The sequence below is a fragment of the Erythrobacter sp. NE805 genome (assembly GCF_046452355.1).
Classification (GTDB): Bacteria; Pseudomonadota; Alphaproteobacteria; order Sphingomonadales; family Sphingomonadaceae; genus Erythrobacter.
The window spans coordinates 1,045,683-1,064,241 of the sequence record NZ_JBKFDI010000001.1 but is presented as its reverse complement, the minus strand read 5'-3'; the positions used below and the strand labels follow the sequence as shown (position 1 = coordinate 1,064,241).

The following is an 18,559-nucleotide window of genomic DNA, read 5'->3' as shown; positions in this document are numbered from 1 at the left end:
GGCGGGCTCACGGCCGGGTCACGCGGCGACCGCCCCTTGCGCCGCGACTGCGAGGAAGCGCGCCTTGACGCTGCGCTTGTCGATCTTCTGCGTGCCGAGCCGCGGCAGGGCCTCCTCGACCAGCCAGATGTGCTCCTCGAGCGGCACCTTGAAGGGCGCGATGCGCTCGAGCAGGAAGGCGCGCAGCTCCGCCGGGGCGAGCCGCGGGCGGCCTTCCTTCATGGCGTAGACCGCCGCCGGCACCTCGCCGAAGCGCTCGCACGGCAGGCCGAACACGGAAGCCTCGCCGACGTCGTCATGCGCGTAGATCGCGTCCTCGACCTCGATGCAGGAGATATTCTCGCCGCCGCGGATGATGATGTCTTTCTTGCGGTCGACGATGAACAGGTAGTCGTCCGCGTCGAGATAGCCCAGGTCCCCGGTGCGGAAGAAGCCGCTGTCGGTGAAGGCGGCGCGGGTCGCCTCCTCGTTCTTCCAGTAGCCGCGGAAGTTGCAGACCGAGCGGATGCACACCTCGCCGACCTGTCCCTGCGGGAGCTCGTTGCCGGCATCGTCGAGGATCCTGAGGTCGACGAGCGGCTTGGAGGCGCGCCCCGTCGAGCCCGGCTTGGCGAGGTAGTTCTCGTTGAAGTTGCCGCAGCCGACCGCATTGGTCTCGGTGAGGCCGTAGCCGAGCAGCGGGAAGCCGCCGGGGAAAGCCTCCTTGATGCGCGTCACGTGCTCGACCGGGCGCGGCGCGCCGCCCGCGGCGAAGCTCTTGCACGCCGACAGGTCGTACTTCTCGCGGTCGGGGTGATTGGCGATCTCGTAGCTCATCAGCGGCACGCCGACGAAGTAGGAGACGCGCTCCTCGGCCATCAGCCGGATCGCGAGGCCGGCGTCCCACTTGGGCATGAGCACGAGCTTCCTCGCGATCGCGAAGCTCTGAAGGAACAGCGGGATCTCGCCCGTCACGTGGAACAGCGGCACGGCGACGAGCGCGCAGGGCTGCTCGGTGAGCACCTCGCCCTGCGATTCGACGTGGACCTTGGCCATCGCCGACTGGGCGACGTAGTTCATGATGCCGTTCACCACGCCGCGGTGATCCGACCACGCGCCCTTCGACTTGCCGGTCGAGCCCGAGGTGTAGAGGATCGTCGCGAGATCATCGGGGCCGAGCTGCCCGAGCATCGCGGTGGCGGTGCCGGTGCCCTCGGCCCAGGTCGCGGCGAGCCCCTCGGCGGGCGCGTTGCCGTGGCCGAACAGCACGACCGTCGCGGCGTGATCGTGGCCTTCCAGACGCGCGGCGCGGCCCTCGTCGGCGAGCACCAGCTTCGCCTCGGCAAGGTCGATCGCGTAGGCGAGCTCGTCGCCGGAGGAGAAGCCGTTGAGCAGGGTCGCGCAGCCGCCGGCCATGATGATCCCCATATAGGCGATCATCCAGTTGGCCGAGTTCCGCGCGGCGATGGCGACGCGGTCGCCCTTCTGGACCCCGTGGATCGTCGCCAGGCCCTCTGCGACGCGCGTGGCGGCGGCGTAGGTCTCGGCGAAGGTGAGACGGATGTCGCCGTCGACGAGGAAGGGCAGGGCGCCGTTCTGGTTCGCGAAATGCGCGAAATAGTGCGCGAGCGTCGGCGGCGCACCCGCGAAGGCCGGCATGGTGACCCCGTCGCGCTCGAAGGGGACGGTGGCGAAGGGCTGGCCCTCGGCGGTCAGCGCGGCCATGATGTTCTCGAGCGCATTGTCCAGCTGGGTGGGCATGCGTGGTTTCCTCTCTCTCTTTTTGCGGCGCTCCGGTATCCGGACGGCCTGTCCCAGTCCCGCCCGGCGTCCCCGGCCCCTTCCCCTGCCCCGGATGCTGTGCCAGAAGCGCCAGCGCGACCGGGGCCCTCCTCCGGCCCGCCGATACGGCATATCATTGCAATAAGAGGTTCGCTTCGTGCTGTCACTACTTGCCGCAAGCGGCGTCGCTGCCGAACCGATCCAGTGGGCGAGCCTCGGGCTGAAGCCGGGGATCGAGCTGGGGTTCTTCACCCTGCGGTTCTACTCGCTCGCCTACCTCTTGGGGGTGATCTTCGCCTATTGGCACACCTCGGTCGCGCTCAAGCAGCCCGGCGCGCCGATGGCGCAGCGCCACGCCGACGACCTGTTCTTCTACTGCACGCTCGGGGTGATTCTCGGCGGGCGGCTGGGCTATGCCGCCTTCTACGACCAGAGCCTGTGGACGGGCTTCGCGGGCGAGGGCTTCGTCACCTGGAAGCTGCTGCGGCTGTGGGACGGGGGGATGAGCTTCCACGGCGGGTTGATCGGCGTGACCGTGGCGATGGCCTGGGTCTCGTGGCGCGACAAGCTGAACTTCATCCGCGTCGTCGACTATGTCAGCGTCGGCGTGCCGATGGGGATGCTGCTCGGCCGCCTCGCCAACTTCATCAACGGCGAGCTGTGGGGCCGCGGGCCGACCGATGTGCCCTGGGCGATGGTCTTCCCCACCGATCCCCTCCAGCTGCCGCGCCATCCGAGCCAGCTCTACCAGGCCGGGCTCGAGGGGCTGGCGATGCTCGTGGTGATGCTGCTGCTGTTCTGGAAAACCCGCGCCCGCTACCGCCCGGGGCTGCTCGCCGGAGTGTTCACGGTGGGCATGGGGCTTTCGCGCTTCATCGTCGAATTTTTCCGCGAGCCGGACAAACAACTGGCTGACTTTGCGGCCCGCACCGGGCTATCGATGGGGCAATGGCTGACCATACCGCTTATCCTGACTGGATTGATTGTCGTGATCTACGCGCTGCGCAGGAAGCCGCTGGCGGCGGGGACCACGGCGCCGGCCTGACCGGCGGCGCGCGGGTGTGGCGGAGCAGCCTCCGCCTGATCGACCCGGCGGGCGACGATGACGCGGACGCCCGAGCCGCGGCCGAGGCCCGCGCCAAGGCGGAAGCGGAAGCCCGCGTAAGGGCCGAAGCCGAAGCCAGAGCGCGGCGCGAGGCCGAGGAGAAGGCGCGCAAGGAAGCCGAGGCACGAGCGAAGGCGCAAGCGGAAGCGCGGGCGAAAGCCGAGGCGGAAGCGAGGGCGCGCGCGGAGGCGGAGGCCAAGGCAAAGGCGGAAGCCAAGGCCAAGGCGGAAGCGGAGGAGAAGGCCCGCCGCGCCGCCGAGGAGAAGGCGCGCAAGGAGGCCGAAGCCAGGGCGCGCGCGGAGGCGGAGGCTCGCGCCAAGGCCGAGGCGGAAGAGAGGGCCCGGCGCGAGGCCGAGGAGAAGGCGCGCAAGGAAGCCGAAGCGAAGGCGCGCCGCGAAGCCGAGGAGAAAGCCCGGCGCGAGGCCGAGGAAGCCGCGGCCGCCGAAGCCGCCCGTCTCGCCGCGGAGGAGGCCGCCCGCCTCGCCGCCGAGGAACAGGCCCGCCGCGAGGCCGAGGAGGCCGCCGCCGCCGAGCAGGCGCGGCTCGAGGAGGAGATGCGCGCCCGCGCCAATGTCGACGTCGTCGCCTCGCTCCGGCGCCTGATCCGCGAGACCGGGCCGATCTCCCTCGCGCAGTATATCGGCGAGAGCAACGCGCGCTACTATGCCAGCCGCGATCCGCTCGGCGAGCAGGGCGACTTCATCACCGCGCCCGAGATCAGCCAGATGTTCGGCGAGCTGATCGGGCTGTGGCTCGCCGACCTGTGGGTGCGGATGGGGAGCCGCAAGCGCATCCACTATGTCGAGCTCGGCCCCGGGCGCGGCACGCTGGCAAAGGACGCGCTGGGCGCCGCGCGGCGCTACGACTTCGCGCCCGAAGTGCACTTCGTCGAGACCTCGGCGAGCCTCAGGAAGCTCCAGCGCGAGGCCTTCCCGGGCTGCCACCATCACCACGACCTCACCACGCTGCCCGACGACGCGCCGCTGCTGATCGTCGCGAACGAGTTCTTCGACGCCCTGCCGGTGCACCAGCTGGTGCGCGCCGCCGACGGGTGGTTCGAACGGATGGTCGGGCTCGACGGCGAGGCCTTCACCTTCGTCGCCGGGCGCGAGCGGATGGACCATCTCGTGCCGAGGAGCTGGACGAGTGCGGCGCAGGGGGCGATGATCGAGACCAGCCCGGCGAGCGTCGCGCTGATGGCCGAGATCGCCCGCCGCCTGCGCGAGCAGGGCGGGGCGGCGCTGGTGATCGACTACGGGCACATGGAACTGCGCTCGGGCTCGACCGTGCAGGCGCTGAAGTCGCACCGGAAGGTCGACATCTTCGCCCATCCCGGCGAGGCCGACATCACCGCCCACGTCGATTTCGAGCTGCTCTCGCAGGTCGCGGTCGAGAACGGCGCGGACCTGATGGGGCTCCAGCATCAGGGCGAATGGCTGCGCCAGATGGGGATCGACACGCGCATGGAGGCGCTCCAGCGGCGCAATCCGCGCGAGGCTCAGGTGATCAGGCGCCAGCGCGACCGGCTGGTCGAGGACAGTCAGATGGGCACACTCTTCAAGGTGCTCGGGATCTGCGGGCGGCGCTGGCCGTTCGGGGTCGGTTTCGAATGAGGATGACGGGCATGAGAAGGAAAGTTGTCGCACTCGCTGTGGGCCTCGCCGTCGCGGTTCCCGCGCTCGCGGCCGAGCCGATCACCGGGCGCTGGGTGACGGGGGAGAAGGACGCGGTGGTCGCCATCGCCCGGTGCGGCAAGGCGCTGTGCGGGACGATCGAGAAGTTCCTGATCCTCCCCAAGGGCGGCAACGACCAGCGCGACGTCAACAATGCCGACCCGGCCAAGCGCAGCCGCAAGCTGATCGGCACCGCGATCCTCACCGGCCTCGCCGCCGACGCCGACGTGTGGAAGGGGCAGGTCTACGACCCCAAGTCGGGCAAGACCTACACCTCCGAGGTGCGCCGCAAGGATGCGAAGACCCTCGAGGTCAAGGGCTGCGTCGGCCCGTTCTGCCAGACGCAGGTGTGGAAGAAGGTGGGGTAGCGGCCAGGCCCACCCCTGCCCCTCCCGCAGGCGGGAGGGGAGTATTGGAGTTGTAAGTCCCCCTCCCGCCTGCGGGAGGGGTCAGGGGTGGGCACTTCCTAAAGCCCCGCTGTCCTCGCCAGCACCTCCGCTGCCTGTCTTGGCGACAGCTTGCCCTCCCCCTTGCGGTCGACCGCGTAGTTCGCCTCGCGCATCGCCTCGACGCTGATCGCCCCGAGCAGCGGTTCGAGCGCCGCGCGCACCCGCTTGTCCTTCGCGATGCGGGGGCTGAGCATCAGCAGCGCATCGTAGCTCGGCAGCGCGCCCTTGGGGTCGGCGAGCACCACGAGGCGGTCGGCGGCGATCCGCCCGTCCGAGGTATAGGCGCTGATCACGTCGGCCTCGCCGGACTGGAGCGCGTTGTACATGAAGGTCGGCGCGAAGTTGCGGCTCTTGCCGAAGCTGAGGCCATAGGCGTCGCGCACCGCGATCCATTCCGGGCGCTCGAAGAACTCCGGGTCCCCGCCGACGGTGAGGTGCGGGGCCACGCGCGCGAGGTCCGTGAGCGAGGTGACGCCGAGCGCCCGCGCCCGGTCGGCGCGCATCGCGAAGGCGTAGGCGTTCTCGAAGCCGAGGCGGCCGAGCACCGTCACCCCGTTCTCGCGCGCCTCCCACTCCCGGATCGTGGTGTACATCGCCTCGCGCCCGGGGTTGTCGGTGCGCTTCAGGTAATTGGTCCAGATCGTGCCGGTGTAGTCGACCGAGATGTCGACCGAGGAACTGGCGACTGCGGAGTGCAGCACCGCGCTCCCCAACCCGTCGCGGTATTCGACCGCGTAGCCCGCCGCCTCGAGGCGCCGGCCGATCAGCTGCGCGAGCACGTATTGCTCGGAGAAGGACTTGGCGGCGATGATCACCGGCCGCTCGCCGCTGCTGCCCGCGCCCTGCGCCCACAGCGCGGCGAGGATGCCGAGGCCGACCACCGCGATCCCGCCCGAGGTCATCCGCCGCGAGCGCCGCGCGAGACCGACCTCGATCACCCACAGCAGGTTGTCCGCCGCCAGAGCGAGCCCCGCGCTGGCGAGGCACCCGGCGAGCACCAGCGCCCAGTTCTGGGTTTGCAAGCCAGCGAAGATCGGATCGCCGAGGCTCGGCTGGCCGATCGTGGTGGCAAGCGTCGCCGCGCCGATCGTCCACACGCTCGCGGTGCGGATCCCGGCCATGATGAACGGGGCCGACAGCGGCGCCTCGACCAGCGCGAGCTTCTGCCAGCGGGTCATGCCGACGCCGTCCGCCGCCTCGAGCACGCCCGGATCGAGATTGGCCTGCGCGGTGACGGCGTTCCTGAGGATCGGCAGCAGCGCGTAGAGCGTCAGCGCCATCAGCGCAGGCAGGAAGCCGAGCGTCGGCAACCCCTCGCCGAACACCGCGCGCAAGGACAAGAGCAGCGGGAAGAACAGCGCCAGCAGCGCGAGCGCGGGAATGGTCTGGACGAGGCTCGCGAGGCTGAGGACGAGGCGCGCGACCAGCGCCGAGCGGCTCGCCCACACCGCCAGCGGCAGGGCGACGAGGATCGCGAGGCCGATCGCGCTCGCCGCCAGCACGACGTGCGCGGCGAGCTTGTCGCCGAGGCCGGGGAGGATCTCCCAGATCTCCTGCATCAGCCGCGCTCCTCTCCGCGCAGTTCCATCGCCGCGAGCCGTTCGGCCTGTTCGCGCGGCACCCGCACCAGCCGCTGGGCGACCGCGCCGCCCTCGCCCGCGAGCAGGCCTTGCGGGGTGGCGTCGGCCACCAGCGCGCCGCGATCCATCACCAGCACGCGGTCGGCCAGCAGCAGCGCCTCGGCCATGTCGTGGGTGACCATGACGGTGGTGAGGCCCAGCGTGTCGTGAAGCTCGCGCACCTTGCGACCCAGTGCGTCGCGGGTGACCGGGTCGAGCGCGCCGAAGGGCTCGTCCATGATGAGCAGCTCCGGCCCGCCCGCGAGCGCGCGCGCGACGCCGACCCGCTGGCGCTGCCCGCCGCTGAGCGCGTCGGGCATCCGCCTGGCGTAACCGGGATCGAGCTCGACCAGCGCGAGGAGCTCCGCGATGCGTTCGGGCGGGAGTTTCTCGCCCGCGAGGCGCGGTCCGATGGCGATGTTCTCGGCGACCGAGAAATGCGGGAAGAGCCCGATCCCCTGGAACACGTAGCCGACCCGGCGGCGCAGGCGGGCGGGCGGCAGCGTGCTCACGTCCTCGCCGCCGAACAGCACGCGCCCTTCCGAGGGGTGCACCAGCGTGTTGACGGTCTTGAGCAGCGTCGACTTGCCCGATCCCGACGCGCCGACCAGCGCGACGAAGCTGCCCTTGGCGATCTCGCAGGAAATGCCGCCCCCACCCTGCGAGCCAACGGCCGTGACCTCGCCGAAGCGGCAGATCACCCCGTCGAAGCGGAGCAGGGGCGGCGCGGTCGTCATTCGGGCCGAGGATTAGCGGGGTTGTCGCACCAGCGCCAGCCTTGCGCGATTGGCCTTTGCGCGCGGCCTTGCTATGCGAAGTCGCAGAACAATCATTGCCCGGCGAGGAACGATTCATGCGCGCCACCCCCGACTTCGACTTCCAGCTCGGCGAGGCGGCCGGGATGATCCGCGATACCACCGCGCGCTTCGCCGACGAGCAGATCGCCCCCCTCGCCGAGCGGACCGACCGCGAGGATCGCTTCCCGCGCGAGCTGTGGGAGCCGATGGGCGCGCTGGGCCTCCACGGTATCACCGTCGAGGAGGAATGGGGCGGGCTGGGGCTCGGCTATCTCGAGCACGTGATCGCGGTCGAAGAGGTCTCGCGGGCGAGCGCCAGCGTGGGGCTCTCCTACGGCGCGCATTCGAACCTCTGCCTCAACCAGATCCGCCGCTGGGGGAGCGACGAGCAGAAGGCGAAGTATCTCCCCAAGCTGATCTCCGGCGAACACGTCGGCAGCCTCGCCATGTCCGAGGCGGGCGCGGGGTCGGACGTGGTCTCGATGAAGCTCAAGGCCGACGCGGTGCAGGGCGGCTACGTCCTCAACGGCACCAAGTTCTGGATCACCAACGCGCCCGAGGCCGATACGCTGGTGGTCTATGCCAAGACTGACGGGCACGCAGGGTCGCGCGGTATCACCGCCTTCCTGATCGAGAAGGGCGACGAGGGGTTCTCGATCGGCCAGAAGATCAGCAAGGTCGGGATGAAAGGCTCGCCCACCGCGGAGCTCGTCTTCAACGACTGCTTCATCCCCGAGGAGCGCGTGATGGGCCCCGTCAACGGCGGGGTCGGCGTGCTGATGAGCGGGCTCGATTACGAGCGCGTGGTGCTTGCCGGGTTGCAGCTCGGCATCATGCAGGCGTGCCTCGACACGGTGATCCCCTACCTGCGTGAGCGCAAGCAGTTCGGGAAGCCCATCGGCTCCTTCCAGCTGATGCAGGCCAAGGTCGCCGACATGTACGTCGCCCTGCAATCCGCGCGCGCCTACACCTACGCGGTCGCCAAGGCCTGCGATGCGGGGCAGACAACGCGGTTCGATGCGGCGGGGGTGATCCTGCTGGCCTCCGAGAACGCCTTCAAGGTCGCCGCCGAGAGCGTGCAGGCGCTGGGCGGCGCGGGCTACACCACCGACTGGCCGGTCGAGCGCTACATGAGGGACGCGAAGCTGCTCGATATCGGCGCGGGGACGAACGAGATCAGGCGGATGCTGATCGGGCGCGAATTGATCGGGGCGGCGGGGTGATCCAGCCGGGCGTGCCGCTCGCCGTCCTGCGCATCCTTGGCGGCGGGCTTGCCCTGTCGCTGATGATTGGCGAGGGGATCCGCACGTGGGGGACCGGCAGGCCTTGGCCGTTCTGGTTCGACGATTACTGGAGCGGTGGGCTTCTTCTGGCGGGCGCTGTGTTGATGGCCCACCCGACTCCGCTGCGCAGCCACCTGTTCATCGCCGGTTGGGCGGCGTGTCTGGGCATGCTGTTCGGCAGTTTCTTCGGCAAGGTCTATGATCCGGGCGGTTCCGATCCCGGCAATTTCGACCTCGGGTTTCTCACCATCCTGATCGGTATGGCCTTCGCTACGGCGCTCGTCGGCCTTGTCTGGTCGCTTCTGGAAGTCGCACGCAAATGACCGCCCCCACCCTCACCACCAAACTCGACCGCGAAAGCCCCGAGGCCAAGGCCCGCTTCGCGCACAACCATGCCCTCGCGCAGGAACTCCGTGCCCGGGTTTCCGAGGCGGCGCTCGGAGGGCCGGAGAAGCATCGCGAGCGGCATGTCAGCCGCGGCAAGCTGCTGCCCCGCGAGCGGGTGGAGCGGCTGCTCGATCCGGGGTCGCCCTTTCTGGAAGTCGGCCAGCTGGCGGCGAACGGGATGTACGAGGGCGACGTCAACGGCGCCTCGATCATCACCGGGGTGGGCCGCGTCTCCGGCCGCCAGTGCATGATCGTGTGCAACGACGCGACCGTGAAGGGCGGCACCTACTACCCGATGACGGTCAAGAAGCACCTGCGCGCGCAGGAGATCGCGCAGGAGAACCGCCTGCCGTGCATCTACCTCGTCGACAGCGGGGGCGCGAACCTGCCGCATCAGGCCGAGGTCTTCCCCGACCGCGACCACTTCGGGCGGATCTTCTTCAACCAGGCCAACATGTCCGCGCTCGGCATCCCGCAGATCGCCTGCGTGATGGGCAGCTGCACCGCGGGGGGCGCCTACGTCCCCGCCATGTCCGACGAGACGGTGATCGTGCGCAACCAGGGCACGATCTTCCTCGCCGGCCCGCCGCTGGTGAAGGCCGCGACGGGCGAGGAGATTTCGGCGGAAGACCTCGGCGGCGGCGATCTGCACGCCAGGAAGTCCGGCGTGGTCGATCACCTCGCCGAGAACGACGAGCACGCGCTCACCATCGTGCGTGATATCGTCTCGCACCTCGGCGCGAACACCGGGGTGGCCAAGGACGTCGCGCTCAAGGACCCGCGCCCGCCGAAATTCGACGCCGAGGACCTATACGCCCTCATCCCCGAGGACGTGCGCGCGCCCTATGACGTCAAGGAAGTGATCGCCCGGCTGGTCGATGCTTCCGAGTTCCACGAGTTCAAGGCGCATTACGGCAGCACCCTCGTCTGCGGCTTCGCCCACATCTGGGGGATGCCGGTCGCGATCCTCGCCAACAACGGGGTGCTGTTCTCCGAAAGCGCGCAGAAGGGCGCGCATTTCATCGAGCTCGCCTGCCAGCGCCGCATTCCGCTGCTGTTCCTCCAGAACATCTCGGGCTTCATGGTCGGCGGGAAATACGAAGCCGAAGGGATCGCCAAGCATGGGGCGAAGCTCGTCACCGCGGTCGCCACCGCCACCGTGCCCAAGGTCACCGTGGTGATCGGCGGCAGTTTCGGGGCGGGGAACTACGGGATGTGCGGGCGGGCCTACTCCCCGCGCTTCCTGTTCACCTGGCCCAATGCCCGCATCTCGGTGATGGGCGGCGAGCAGGCGGCCTCCGTGCTCGCGACCGTCCACCGCGACGCGGAGAGCTGGACGCCGGAACAGGCCGAGGCCTTCAAGGCCCCGATCCGCCAGAAATACGAGGACGAGGGCAACCCCTACTACGCCACCGCCCGCCTGTGGGACGACGGGGTCGTGGACCCGGTGCAGACCCGCGACGTGCTGGGGCTTGCCTTCGCGGCGTGTCTCGAGGCGCCGATTGCCGAGCGGCCCGCGTTTGGGGTGTTCCGGATGTAGTGCTATACCCCCTCCGTCAGTCGCTGGCGCGACTGCCCCCTCCCCGAGCTCGCTCGGGGAGGGGGACCACCCGCAGGGTGGTGGAGGGGGTATCCGATGCTCAAGGACGTTTCCCCGCAGCCAAAGAACGGCACCGTTCGCAAGGCCAGAAAGCTCCGCAAAGCCATGTCTTTGCCTGAAGTCTCACTCTGGGAGCAGTTGCGCAAACGACCCGCCGGACTGAAGTTCCGACGCCAGCATCCTTCTGGGCCGTATGTGCTCGACTTCTTCTGTTCCGATGCTCGTCTCGCGATCGAGATCGATGGCGAGGCCCATGATCGTGGCGACCAGCCGCAACGCGATTCAGTTCGAGACGAATGGTTCGCGCGAACCGGAATTGAAACCTTGCGTATTCCGGCAAGGGCCGTTCTGTCCGACGCTGTGGCTGCCGCCGACGGGATTGCGGCTTATGCCTTGGCCCGGTTACCCCTCCACCACCCGCTGCGCGGGCGGTCCCCCTCCCCGAACAAGTTCGGGGAGGATTAATCCCTCCCCCCTCCCCTTGCGTAGCTAACCCAAGTTAGGCCACAAGGGGCCAAGCCTTTTGGGAGAGGGCAGGGACATTGCCGCACATGCCGACCGCCGCCGCGCCGACCCGCGCGCCCACGATCCTATCGCGCATCGTGCGCCGCATCATCCTCGCGATCTGGTACCTCAAGGGCTGGAAGATCGAGGGCACTTTTCCGCGCAATATCCGCAAATGCGTGATCGCGGGCGCGCCGCATACCTCGAACTGGGACTTCGTGTTCTTCACCGGCGCCACCCATGAAGAGGGCATCCGCCCCAACTTCATGGGCAAGCACACGCTGTTCCAGTGGCCGATCAAGAACTTCATGCTCGACATGGGCGGGCTTCCCGTGGACCGCCGCAGCCGCCTCAATGCCACCGAGCAGGTCGCCGCCGAATATGCCCGGCGCGACGATCTGGCGCTGGTGATCGCCTGCGAGGGCACCCGCAAGTCGGACGGCAAGTGGAAATCGGGCTTCTACCACATCGCACGCGCCGCCGGTGTCCCCATCGTCCCGGCCTTCGCCGATAACGCGCGGCTGGTGATCTCTTTCGGCGAGCCGTTGATTCCCAGCGGGAATTATGGCGAAGACCTTCTCAAGATCGCCGAGTGGTTCCGCTCCAAGCTGCCCGATTACGAGCGCTTCAAGGTGCTGGAACAGCAGGCGCGGGACATAATTGCAGGGCGCAACGATGTTTGAACTCCCGGGGCTCGACCCCGCCTTCCTCACAACGATGCTTGGACTCCTCGGTGTCAACGCCGCCATCCTGATCGTGCTGGTGCTGATCCTGTGGGGCGTCAGCGTCGCGATCAAGGATGTCTCCTTCATCGACGCTTTCTGGGGGGTCGGCATGGCGCTCCTCGCGATCGCGAGCTGGCTGCACGTGCGCGGCGGCCCGAGCGAGCTGGCGACGCTCATCATGGCGATGACGGTGCTGTGGGGCTTCCGGCTCGGCATCTACCTGTTCTTCCGCTGGCGGCGCGAGGGCGAGGACCGGCGGTACCGGCGCATCCTCAAGGACGCGCGCGAGCAGGGCCGCTTCGCGAGCCATGCGCTGACCCGGGTGTGGCTGATGCAGGCGGTGCTGCTCTTCGCAGTGTCGAGCCCGGCGCAGGTCGGCATCCTCGCCAGCCCGCACCCGGCGGAGATCACCCCGCTCGCCTGGGGCGGCTTCGCGCTGTGGTGCGTCGGCATCTTCTTCGAGTGGGTCGGCGACTGGCAGCTTGCCCGCTTCAAGGCCGATCCCGCCAACAAGGGCCACGTGCTCGACACCGGGCTGTGGCGCTACACCCGCCACCCCAACTATTTCGGCGATTTCTGCGTCTGGTGGGGCATCTGGCTGACCTCGGCCGCGGCCGGGTGGGAATATGCCGCCGCGACCGTGATCGGCCCGATTTTCCTGAGCTTCACGCTCACCAGGTGGTCGGGCGTGCCGCTGCTCGAGCGGGGACTGCACCGCTCGAAAGGCAACAAGTACGCGGTTTACGAGAGGAAAACCTCGGCCTTCTTCCCCTGGCCGCCGGTCTACTGATCGCGGCGCGGCGGCACGCGGCGACTTGCTGCGTCGCACAAAAATCGACGAGCGGCCCTTCAAGTCCGCGCAAAGCTCGCCTATGCTGTCGGCGCGCAAGGAGGCGCGAGCGAGATGGCACTGACCCAGACCGACCGGGAAGCCGAACGTGGGCGGATCGCGCGCCACGTGCTCGAACTGGTCAAGGTGCGCGGTGCCGAGGTGCCCTGGACCGTCGCGATGGCCGAAAGCGGGTTGGCCCGTGCGCGTTTCGAGACACTCTTTGCCGACTACGATGACCTCTTCGATGCCGTCGCGCAGCTATGGCTCGCACCGCATATGGCGGTGATGGAGGAGGTGCTCGCGAGCAACCTGCCCCCGCAGCGCAAGATGTACGAGTTCTTCCGCCGCCGCTTCGTGATCTCGAAAGAGCGCTTCCGCGAGGACCCGGCCTTCTTCACCACCATCTGCGAGATGGGTGCGGCGAACCTCGAGCGGGTGCGGTCCTATGTCGATCTTGCCGATCACTATCTGTGCGAGCTGATCGCCGAGGCGCAGGCCGATGGCTTCTTCGCCGGCCTGGAGATCGACGAGGCGCTGTCGCTGATCAACCAGATGATCTCGAACTACACCCTGCCCGACGCGATCATCTACATCGGCGACAAGCTCACCGAGCAGAAACTGGCGCGGATTGTCGACACGATGTTCATCGGGTTGTCGGGCGAGGCGGGCAGCGACGCGGCGGGGGTGAACACGCTCAAGGTGGCGTCTTAGGGCACCCGCTCAGGGCAAACGGATCCTAGGCCTCCGCCCACCAGCCCGCAGACGGATCCTCCGCCCCGCGCGCGCCGCGCCTCTTGAGCCCGCCCAGCAGCCCGCCCTCCAGCGCCATCGTCGCCGGGGCCGAGCGGTTCCAGTCCATCACGTAGAGCCGCTCGGCGATCAGCCAGCGGCCCTCGTGCCGGACCAGCGTGTCGAGATAGCGCCCGCCGACCACTAGATCCGTCTCGCCCTCCGGCGATGGGATGATGTGCAGCGCCACGCAGTTCGTCTCGACCTTCGCCCGATCGCCTACGATCCGCATCACCGTGTTGGAGATGTTGTGCTGGGTCAGCCGCATCGACCCGAGGCCCGACATAAGCCCAGGAATCACAGCGCGGATCGGCCGCGCGCCGTCGCCGTAGTCGATCACGGCATCGGGGGTGAAGGCGGCGGCGAGCTGCTCGGGATCGCAGCGGTCGATCCCGCGGCAATAGAGCGCGAGGGTCTCGGCTATGGCGAGGCGGTCGGCGAGTTCGGTCGTGTCCATGCGCGGCAGGCTACCGCGCCCCGGCGGCGCGCGGGACTGCCGAAAGTCTCAGCGGCGCCCCCGCGGATCGCGCCGGAACTGGAGGACGTTGGCGGGGAGCTTCTTCGGCGGCGGGCGCAGGCGCTTCTCGGCGAGGGCATATTTGAGCGCCGCGCCGACCATCACCGCCGAGAGCGCGAGGATCAGCCCCGCCCACAGCCAGTGCGGCAGGCCGATCGCCGCCTCGATCGCCCCGGTGTCGGAGAGGATCGCCTGATCGTCGATGACCGCCTGCTCGGTGAACAGGTAGTCGAAGTCCTTGAGGCAGCTGAACGCCCCCATCACGCCGAGGAACTGGAGCGTGAAGCGCTGCCACGCCGGCGAGCCGCGCCACGCGACAAGGGCGAGGATCGCCGCCACGAGCGGCAGCGCCCACCACCCGGTCGGCGAGCGCACCCAGATCACGACGCTGGCCAGGATCGCGGCCGCCGAGAGCGCGAGTACCGCGCGCCACGCCTTCGGGTGCGCGCTGGCGACAATCAGCAGCGCGCCCACCGCGCTCGGCGCGAGCGGGCCGCCTGCCGCGATCGCCGCCGAGACGAAGCGCGAGGCGCCCGGCTCGACCGCGCTCTGGGCGACGCCCGAGCCGTTGGCGAAGATCAACAGCTGTTCGAAATGCTGCCCGAGCGCCAATGCGGTAAGGCCGTGGCCCATCTCGTGGAACCAGGTCGTGAGGATCGCGAAGGGGTAGATGAGGTAGGCGCCGAAGGGCAGCGCCGGGAGCATCGTCACCACCAGCCCGGCGACCACCAGCCGGCCGATCGCCTCGCCCTGCGAGCCGGGGGTGACGAGCGGCTGCATCGGATCAGGCGACGGGCGCATGGCCCGAGGCGTCGACGTGGATCGCCTCGTGCTGCGCGGCCTCCTCGTCGGCCTCGCGCTGCTCGCGCAGGATCGACCAGCTGGCGAGGAACAGCCCGGCGACCAGCGGCCCCAGCACGATGCCCGAGAAGCCGACCAGCGCAATGCCGCCCAGCGTGGTGACGAGGATGATCCAGTCGGGGATGCCGGTGTCGCGGCCCACGAGGATCGGGCGCAGCACGTTGTCCGCCGAGGAGATGACGACGAAGCCGAACACCAGCATGAAGATCCCCTGCCAGGTCTCGCCCGTGACCAGCAGCCACAGCCCGACCGGCAGCCACACGCCGCCCGCGCCGATCACCGGGATCAGCGCGAAGATCGCCATCAGCACGCCGAACAGCAGCGCGGAGGGGACGCCGCAGATCAGCATCGCGACCCACCCGAGCGCGCCCTGCACCAGCGCGACGACGCCGGTGCCCTTGATGGTCGCGCGCACGATTCCGAGGAAGCGTTCGGACAGGCGATCGGCGATGCTGCGCTTGACCGGGACGGCGCACAGGATCGAGCGGCCGACCCGCTCGCCGTCGCGCAGCAGGAAGAACATCACGTAGAGCGCGACGCCGAAGGACAGGAAGAAGCTCAAGGCCCCGCTGCCGATCGAGACCGCCTGCGTCGCGATCAGGCCAGCGCTCTCGGTGACCAGATCCTGGATGCGGCGCTGGACGTTGGCGATGTCGGCCCACCCGGCGCGGTCGATCGCCTCGCGGGCGATGCGGGGAAGGCTCGTATAGACGCTGTCGAACAGCGCGGCGAGGTCGGGCGGCTGCTTCTGGAGCGTGTCGACGAGCACCAGCGCCTGCTCGACCACCAGCGAGCCGATCCACGCCGCCGGACCGATCACCACGAGGAAGATCACCAGCAGCGACAGCGCCGCGGCCGGGTTGCGCCGGCCCCGCAGCTTGCGGAGCATCCAGCGGTAGAGCGGCTGGAACATGATCGCCGCCAGCGCCGCCCACAGCAGCGGCTGGGCGAAGGGATAGACGATCACCGCCATCAGCAGGCTGACGACGACGAGGATCACGAGGAAGCTCGCGCGCTGGAGATCGTCGGTGCGGGTGGTCGCTTCGGTCATAAGTGCCGCTACACGTCGAGGTTGGCGACGTTGAGGGCATTATCCTGGATGAACTCGCGGCGCGGCTCGACGATGTCGCCCATCAGGCGGGTGAAGATCTCGTCGGTTACGTCGGCATCCTCGACCTTGACCTGGAGCAGCACCCGCGCCTCGGGGTCGAGCGTGGTTTCCCACAGCTGTTCGGCGTTCATCTCGCCGAGGCCCTTGTAGCGGCTGATCGAGAGGCCCTTGCGGCCCGCGGCGAAGATCGCCTCGAGGAGCTGGCTCGGGCGGCTGATCGCGCCATCGACCGGCATCACGGGCGCAGGTGCGGCCTCCTCGGCCTCGCCGGCGAGCGGATCGCCCTCGGCGGGGGTTTCGGGCTCCGGTTCCTCGGGCGTGTCGCCCGCGCGCACCAGATTGACGGGCTGGGCATAGGCCTCGGCCTGTGCGGCGGCGAGGCCGTGGAGCTTGTGCGCCTCGGTCGAGGAGAGGAACCGCGCGTCGATCTCGTGGACGTCGGTGACGCCGCGCCACAGGCGTTCGAACACCACCGTGCCGTCTTCGCGCTGCGAGGCCGACCAGCGCGCCTCGCGGTCCCCCGCGCCGAGGCGCTCGGCGGCCCGCGTCAGCGCGGCGGCGAGCGCCTCGCCCGCAAGTCCCGGCTCGAGCGCGCCCACCAGCGCCATCTGCTCGACGATCCCGCTGTCGTAGCGGCGCGGCACGAAGGCAAGGAGGTTCTTGAGGCGCAGCGCCCCGTCGACCAGCACGCGCAGGTCATCGGCAAAGCGGGTGCCGCTCGCGGTTTCCAGCACGCGGCCCTGAAGCCCGGCATCGACGAGGTAGCGGTCGAGCGCAGCCTGATCCTTCAGGTACACCTCGCTGCGGCCCTTGCTCACCTTGAACAGCGGCGGCTGGGCGATGAACAGGTGCCCGGCCTTGATGATCTCGGGCATCTGGCGGTGGAAGAAGGTCAGCAGCAGCGTGCGGATATGCGCGCCGTCCACGTCCGCGTCGGTCATGATGACGATCTTGTGGTAGCGCAGCTTCTCGATGGTAAACTCGTCGCGGATACCGGTGCCCATCGCCTGGATGAGGGTGCCGACTTCCTTCGAGGAAATGATCCGGTCGAACCGCGCGCGCTCGACGTTGAGGATCTTGCCCTTCAATGGCAGGATCGCCTGGGTCTTGCGGTCACGTCCCTGCTTGGCCGAGCCGCCTGCGGAATCGCCTTCGACGAGGAACAGCTCGGACTTGGCGGGATCGCGCTCCTGACAATCGGCGAGCTTGCCGGGCAGCGAGGCGACGCTCATCGCCCCCTTGCGGCTCATCTCGCGCGCGCGGCGGGCGGCCTCGCGCGCGGCGGCGGCATCGATGATCTTCTGGATGATCGCCCGCGCATCGTTCGGGTTCTCCTCGAGCCACTCGGTCATCTTCTCGCCCATGAGGGTTTCGAGGGGCGAGCGGACCTCGGAGCTGACCAGCTTGTCCTTGGTCTGGCTGGAGAACTTGGGGTCGGGCAGCTTGACGCTAACGATGGCGGTGAGCCCCTCGCGCATGTCCTCGCCCGAGAGGCTGACCTTCTCCTTCTTCAGCATCCCCGAACGCTCGGCATAGTTGTTGAGCGTGCGGGTCAGCGCGGCGCGGAAGGCGGCAAGGTGCGTGCCCCCGTCGCGCTGCGGGATGTTGTTGGTGAAGGCGAGGACGTTCTCGTAATAGCTGTCGTTCCACTCGAGCGCGACGTCGATCCCAATCCCGTCCTTTTCGGCCGAGACCGCGATCGGCTCGCTCACCAGCGGCTGCTTGTTGCGGTCGAGATACTTGACGAAGGCCGCGATCCCGCCCTCGTAGTAGAGATCGTGCTCGAGCACCTCCTCGTGGCGCAGGTCCCTGAGCTTGATGCGCACGCCCGAGTTCAGGAAAGCGAGCTCGCGGTAGCGGTGCTCGAGCTTCTCGAAATCGAATTCGGTGACGTTCTTGAAGGTCTCGTGGCTGGCCTTGAAGGTGACGCGGGTGCCCTTCTTGAAGCCGTTCGCATCGGCGTTGCGCTCGGACTTCGGCGCATCGGCGACGACCTTGAGGGGCGCGACGGCATCGCCGTGCTCGAAGCGCATCCAGTGCTCCTGCCCGTCACGCCAGATGGTGAGCTCGAGCCATTCGGACAGGGCGTTGACCACCGAGACGCCGACGCCGTGAAGGCCGCCGGAGACCTTGTAGGCGTTGTCGTCCGAGGTGTTCTCGAATTTCCCGCCCGCGTGGAGCTGGGTCATGATGACCTCGGCCGCCGAGACGCCCTCTTCGGGGTGCATCCCCGTCGGGATGCCGCGCCCGTTGTCCTCGACGCTGACGCTGCCGTCGGGGTTCAGCTCGATCAGCACGAGGTCGCAATGCCCGGCGAGCGCCTCGTCGATGGCGTTGTCCGAAACCTCGAAGACCATGTGGTGCAGGCCCGAGCCGTCGTCGGTGTCGCCGATATACATCCCGGGGCGCTTGCGGACCGCGTCGAGGCCCTTCAGAACCTTGATGGAATCAGCGCCGTACTCGTTGGCGTTGGGGCGCTTTTCGGGGGGCGTGCTGCCCGAACCTTCAGGCGTCTCTGAGGTGGTGTCGTTCATGCCCCAGCATAT

Annotated in this window: 17 protein-coding genes; 10 read left to right on the top strand and 7 right to left on the bottom strand. The window is 68.8% G+C overall.

Translation table 11 applies throughout. From position 1 onward, the window contains the following. Positions 1-18: 18 nt before the first annotated feature. Positions 19-1,740: a class I adenylate-forming enzyme family protein gene (locus ACLBKU_RS04920; RefSeq protein WP_410178418.1), complete on the bottom strand. Its 1,722-nt coding sequence runs from the start codon at positions 1,738-1,740 to the stop codon at positions 19-21. Between the two features lie 178 nt (positions 1,741-1,918). Here ACLBKU_RS04920 and lgt point away from each other — a divergent pair, with 178 nt between their 5' ends. From lgt to ACLBKU_RS04905, 3 genes are read left to right on the top strand one after another with little or no spacing between them, the layout of a single operon-like run. Then, entirely contained in the window at positions 1,919-2,806 is an 888-nt protein-coding gene (gene lgt, locus ACLBKU_RS04915) for a prolipoprotein diacylglyceryl transferase (protein WP_410178417.1), read from the top strand. Further along, positions 2,710-4,479 (top strand): class I SAM-dependent methyltransferase, encoded by a 1,770-nt coding sequence (locus tag ACLBKU_RS04910; protein WP_410178416.1) that lies wholly within the window; start codon positions 2,710-2,712, stop codon positions 4,477-4,479. Before lgt ends, ACLBKU_RS04910 begins: the two co-directional genes overlap by 97 nt. Before the next feature lie 11 nt (positions 4,480-4,490). Further along, complete coding sequence (locus tag ACLBKU_RS04905; protein WP_410178415.1) at positions 4,491-4,907, top strand: DUF2147 domain-containing protein; 417 nt, start codon at positions 4,491-4,493, stop codon at positions 4,905-4,907. Between the two features lie 98 nt (positions 4,908-5,005). Here ACLBKU_RS04905 and ACLBKU_RS04900 read toward each other — a convergent pair whose 3' ends face one another. Both ACLBKU_RS04900 and ACLBKU_RS04895 read right to left on the bottom strand, forming a co-directional pair. Further along, a complete protein-coding gene (locus ACLBKU_RS04900) occupies positions 5,006-6,547 on the bottom strand; it encodes an ABC transporter permease/substrate-binding protein (RefSeq protein ID WP_410178414.1) in 1,542 nt (513 codons plus the stop codon). After that, complete coding sequence (locus ACLBKU_RS04895; RefSeq protein ID WP_410178413.1) at positions 6,547-7,344, bottom strand: ATP-binding cassette domain-containing protein; 798 nt, start codon at positions 7,342-7,344, stop codon at positions 6,547-6,549. The genes ACLBKU_RS04900 and ACLBKU_RS04895 overlap by 1 nt, the downstream gene beginning before the upstream one ends. Before the next feature lie 116 nt (positions 7,345-7,460). Between ACLBKU_RS04895 and ACLBKU_RS04890 the strand changes: the two genes are divergently transcribed. From ACLBKU_RS04890 to ACLBKU_RS04860, 7 genes are all read left to right on the top strand, one after another. Continuing rightward, complete coding sequence (locus ACLBKU_RS04890) at positions 7,461-8,627, top strand: isovaleryl-CoA dehydrogenase (protein ID WP_410178412.1); 1,167 nt, start codon at positions 7,461-7,463, stop codon at positions 8,625-8,627. Continuing rightward, positions 8,624-9,010 (top strand): hypothetical protein, encoded by a 387-nt coding sequence (locus tag ACLBKU_RS04885; RefSeq protein WP_410178411.1) that lies wholly within the window; start codon positions 8,624-8,626, stop codon positions 9,008-9,010. The genes ACLBKU_RS04890 and ACLBKU_RS04885 overlap by 4 nt, the downstream gene beginning before the upstream one ends. Next, positions 9,007-10,614 (top strand): carboxyl transferase domain-containing protein, encoded by a 1,608-nt coding sequence (locus tag ACLBKU_RS04880; RefSeq protein WP_410178410.1) that lies wholly within the window; start codon positions 9,007-9,009, stop codon positions 10,612-10,614. Before ACLBKU_RS04885 ends, ACLBKU_RS04880 begins: the two co-directional genes overlap by 4 nt. Positions 10,615-10,710: 96 nt before the next feature. After that, on the top strand, positions 10,711-11,139 hold the full coding sequence (locus tag ACLBKU_RS04875; protein ID WP_410178409.1) for an endonuclease domain-containing protein: 429 nt from the start codon (positions 10,711-10,713) through the stop codon (positions 11,137-11,139). 86 nt (positions 11,140-11,225) lie between these two features. After that, a complete protein-coding gene (locus ACLBKU_RS04870) occupies positions 11,226-11,861 on the top strand; it encodes a lysophospholipid acyltransferase family protein (RefSeq protein ID WP_410178408.1) in 636 nt (211 codons plus the stop codon). Between the two features lie 34 nt (positions 11,862-11,895). After that, on the top strand, positions 11,896-12,693 hold the full coding sequence (locus ACLBKU_RS04865; protein WP_410178407.1) for a DUF1295 domain-containing protein: 798 nt from the start codon (positions 11,896-11,898) through the stop codon (positions 12,691-12,693). Between the two features lie 114 nt (positions 12,694-12,807). Then, a complete protein-coding gene (locus ACLBKU_RS04860) occupies positions 12,808-13,446 on the top strand; it encodes a hypothetical protein (protein WP_410178406.1) in 639 nt (212 codons plus the stop codon). 25 nt (positions 13,447-13,471) lie between these two features. On the opposite strand, the gene ACLBKU_RS04855 is transcribed toward ACLBKU_RS04860, so the two are convergent. Genes ACLBKU_RS04855 through gyrB form a run of 4 tightly spaced genes read right to left on the bottom strand, consistent with a single transcriptional unit; the run spans position 13,472 to position 18,547 of the window. Then, a complete protein-coding gene (locus ACLBKU_RS04855; RefSeq protein ID WP_410178405.1) occupies positions 13,472-13,981 on the bottom strand; it encodes a nuclear transport factor 2 family protein in 510 nt (169 codons plus the stop codon). 48 nt (positions 13,982-14,029) lie between these two features. Continuing rightward, positions 14,030-14,821 carry a M50 family metallopeptidase gene (locus ACLBKU_RS04850; RefSeq protein ID WP_410178404.1) on the bottom strand — a complete coding sequence of 264 codons (792 nt, stop codon included), beginning with the start codon at positions 14,819-14,821 and terminating at the stop codon, positions 14,030-14,032. A gap of 4 nt (positions 14,822-14,825) precedes the next feature. Beyond that, positions 14,826-15,953, bottom strand: a complete 1,128-nt coding sequence (locus ACLBKU_RS04845) for an AI-2E family transporter (RefSeq protein WP_410178403.1) — start codon at positions 15,951-15,953, stop codon at positions 14,826-14,828. Between the two features lie 8 nt (positions 15,954-15,961). Next, the gene (gene gyrB / locus ACLBKU_RS04840) at positions 15,962-18,547 is read right to left on the bottom strand and encodes a DNA topoisomerase (ATP-hydrolyzing) subunit B (RefSeq protein WP_410178402.1); all 2,586 of its coding nucleotides are present in this window, start codon (positions 18,545-18,547) and stop codon (positions 15,962-15,964) included. Between the last annotated feature and the right edge of the window lie 12 nt (positions 18,548-18,559).

Coding starts and splice junctions, on each gene's coding strand:
- ACLBKU_RS04920 (WP_410178418.1), bottom strand. CDS start 1,740: ATGCCCACCCAGCTGGACAATGCGCTCGAGAACATCATGGCCGCGCTG.
- ACLBKU_RS04910 (WP_410178416.1), top strand. CDS start 2,710: ATGGCTGACCATACCGCTTATCCTGACTGGATTGATTGTCGTGATCTA.
- ACLBKU_RS04905 (WP_410178415.1), top strand. CDS start 4,491: ATGAGAAGGAAAGTTGTCGCACTCGCTGTGGGCCTCGCCGTCGCGGTT.
- ACLBKU_RS04900 (WP_410178414.1), bottom strand. CDS start 6,547: ATGCAGGAGATCTGGGAGATCCTCCCCGGCCTCGGCGACAAGCTCGCC.
- ACLBKU_RS04895 (WP_410178413.1), bottom strand. CDS start 7,344: ATGACGACCGCGCCGCCCCTGCTCCGCTTCGACGGGGTGATCTGCCGC.
- ACLBKU_RS04890 (WP_410178412.1), top strand. CDS start 7,461: ATGCGCGCCACCCCCGACTTCGACTTCCAGCTCGGCGAGGCGGCCGGG.
- ACLBKU_RS04880 (WP_410178410.1), top strand. CDS start 9,007: ATGACCGCCCCCACCCTCACCACCAAACTCGACCGCGAAAGCCCCGAG.
- ACLBKU_RS04875 (WP_410178409.1), top strand. CDS start 10,711: ATGCTCAAGGACGTTTCCCCGCAGCCAAAGAACGGCACCGTTCGCAAG.
- ACLBKU_RS04870 (WP_410178408.1), top strand. CDS start 11,226: ATGCCGACCGCCGCCGCGCCGACCCGCGCGCCCACGATCCTATCGCGC.
- ACLBKU_RS04865 (WP_410178407.1), top strand. CDS start 11,896: ATGCTTGGACTCCTCGGTGTCAACGCCGCCATCCTGATCGTGCTGGTG.
- ACLBKU_RS04860 (WP_410178406.1), top strand. CDS start 12,808: ATGGCACTGACCCAGACCGACCGGGAAGCCGAACGTGGGCGGATCGCG.
- ACLBKU_RS04855 (WP_410178405.1), bottom strand. CDS start 13,981: ATGGACACGACCGAACTCGCCGACCGCCTCGCCATAGCCGAGACCCTC.
- ACLBKU_RS04850 (WP_410178404.1), bottom strand. CDS start 14,821: ATGCAGCCGCTCGTCACCCCCGGCTCGCAGGGCGAGGCGATCGGCCGG.
- ACLBKU_RS04845 (WP_410178403.1), bottom strand. CDS start 15,953: ATGACCGAAGCGACCACCCGCACCGACGATCTCCAGCGCGCGAGCTTC.
- gyrB (WP_410178402.1), bottom strand. CDS start 18,547: ATGAACGACACCACCTCAGAGACGCCTGAAGGTTCGGGCAGCACGCCC.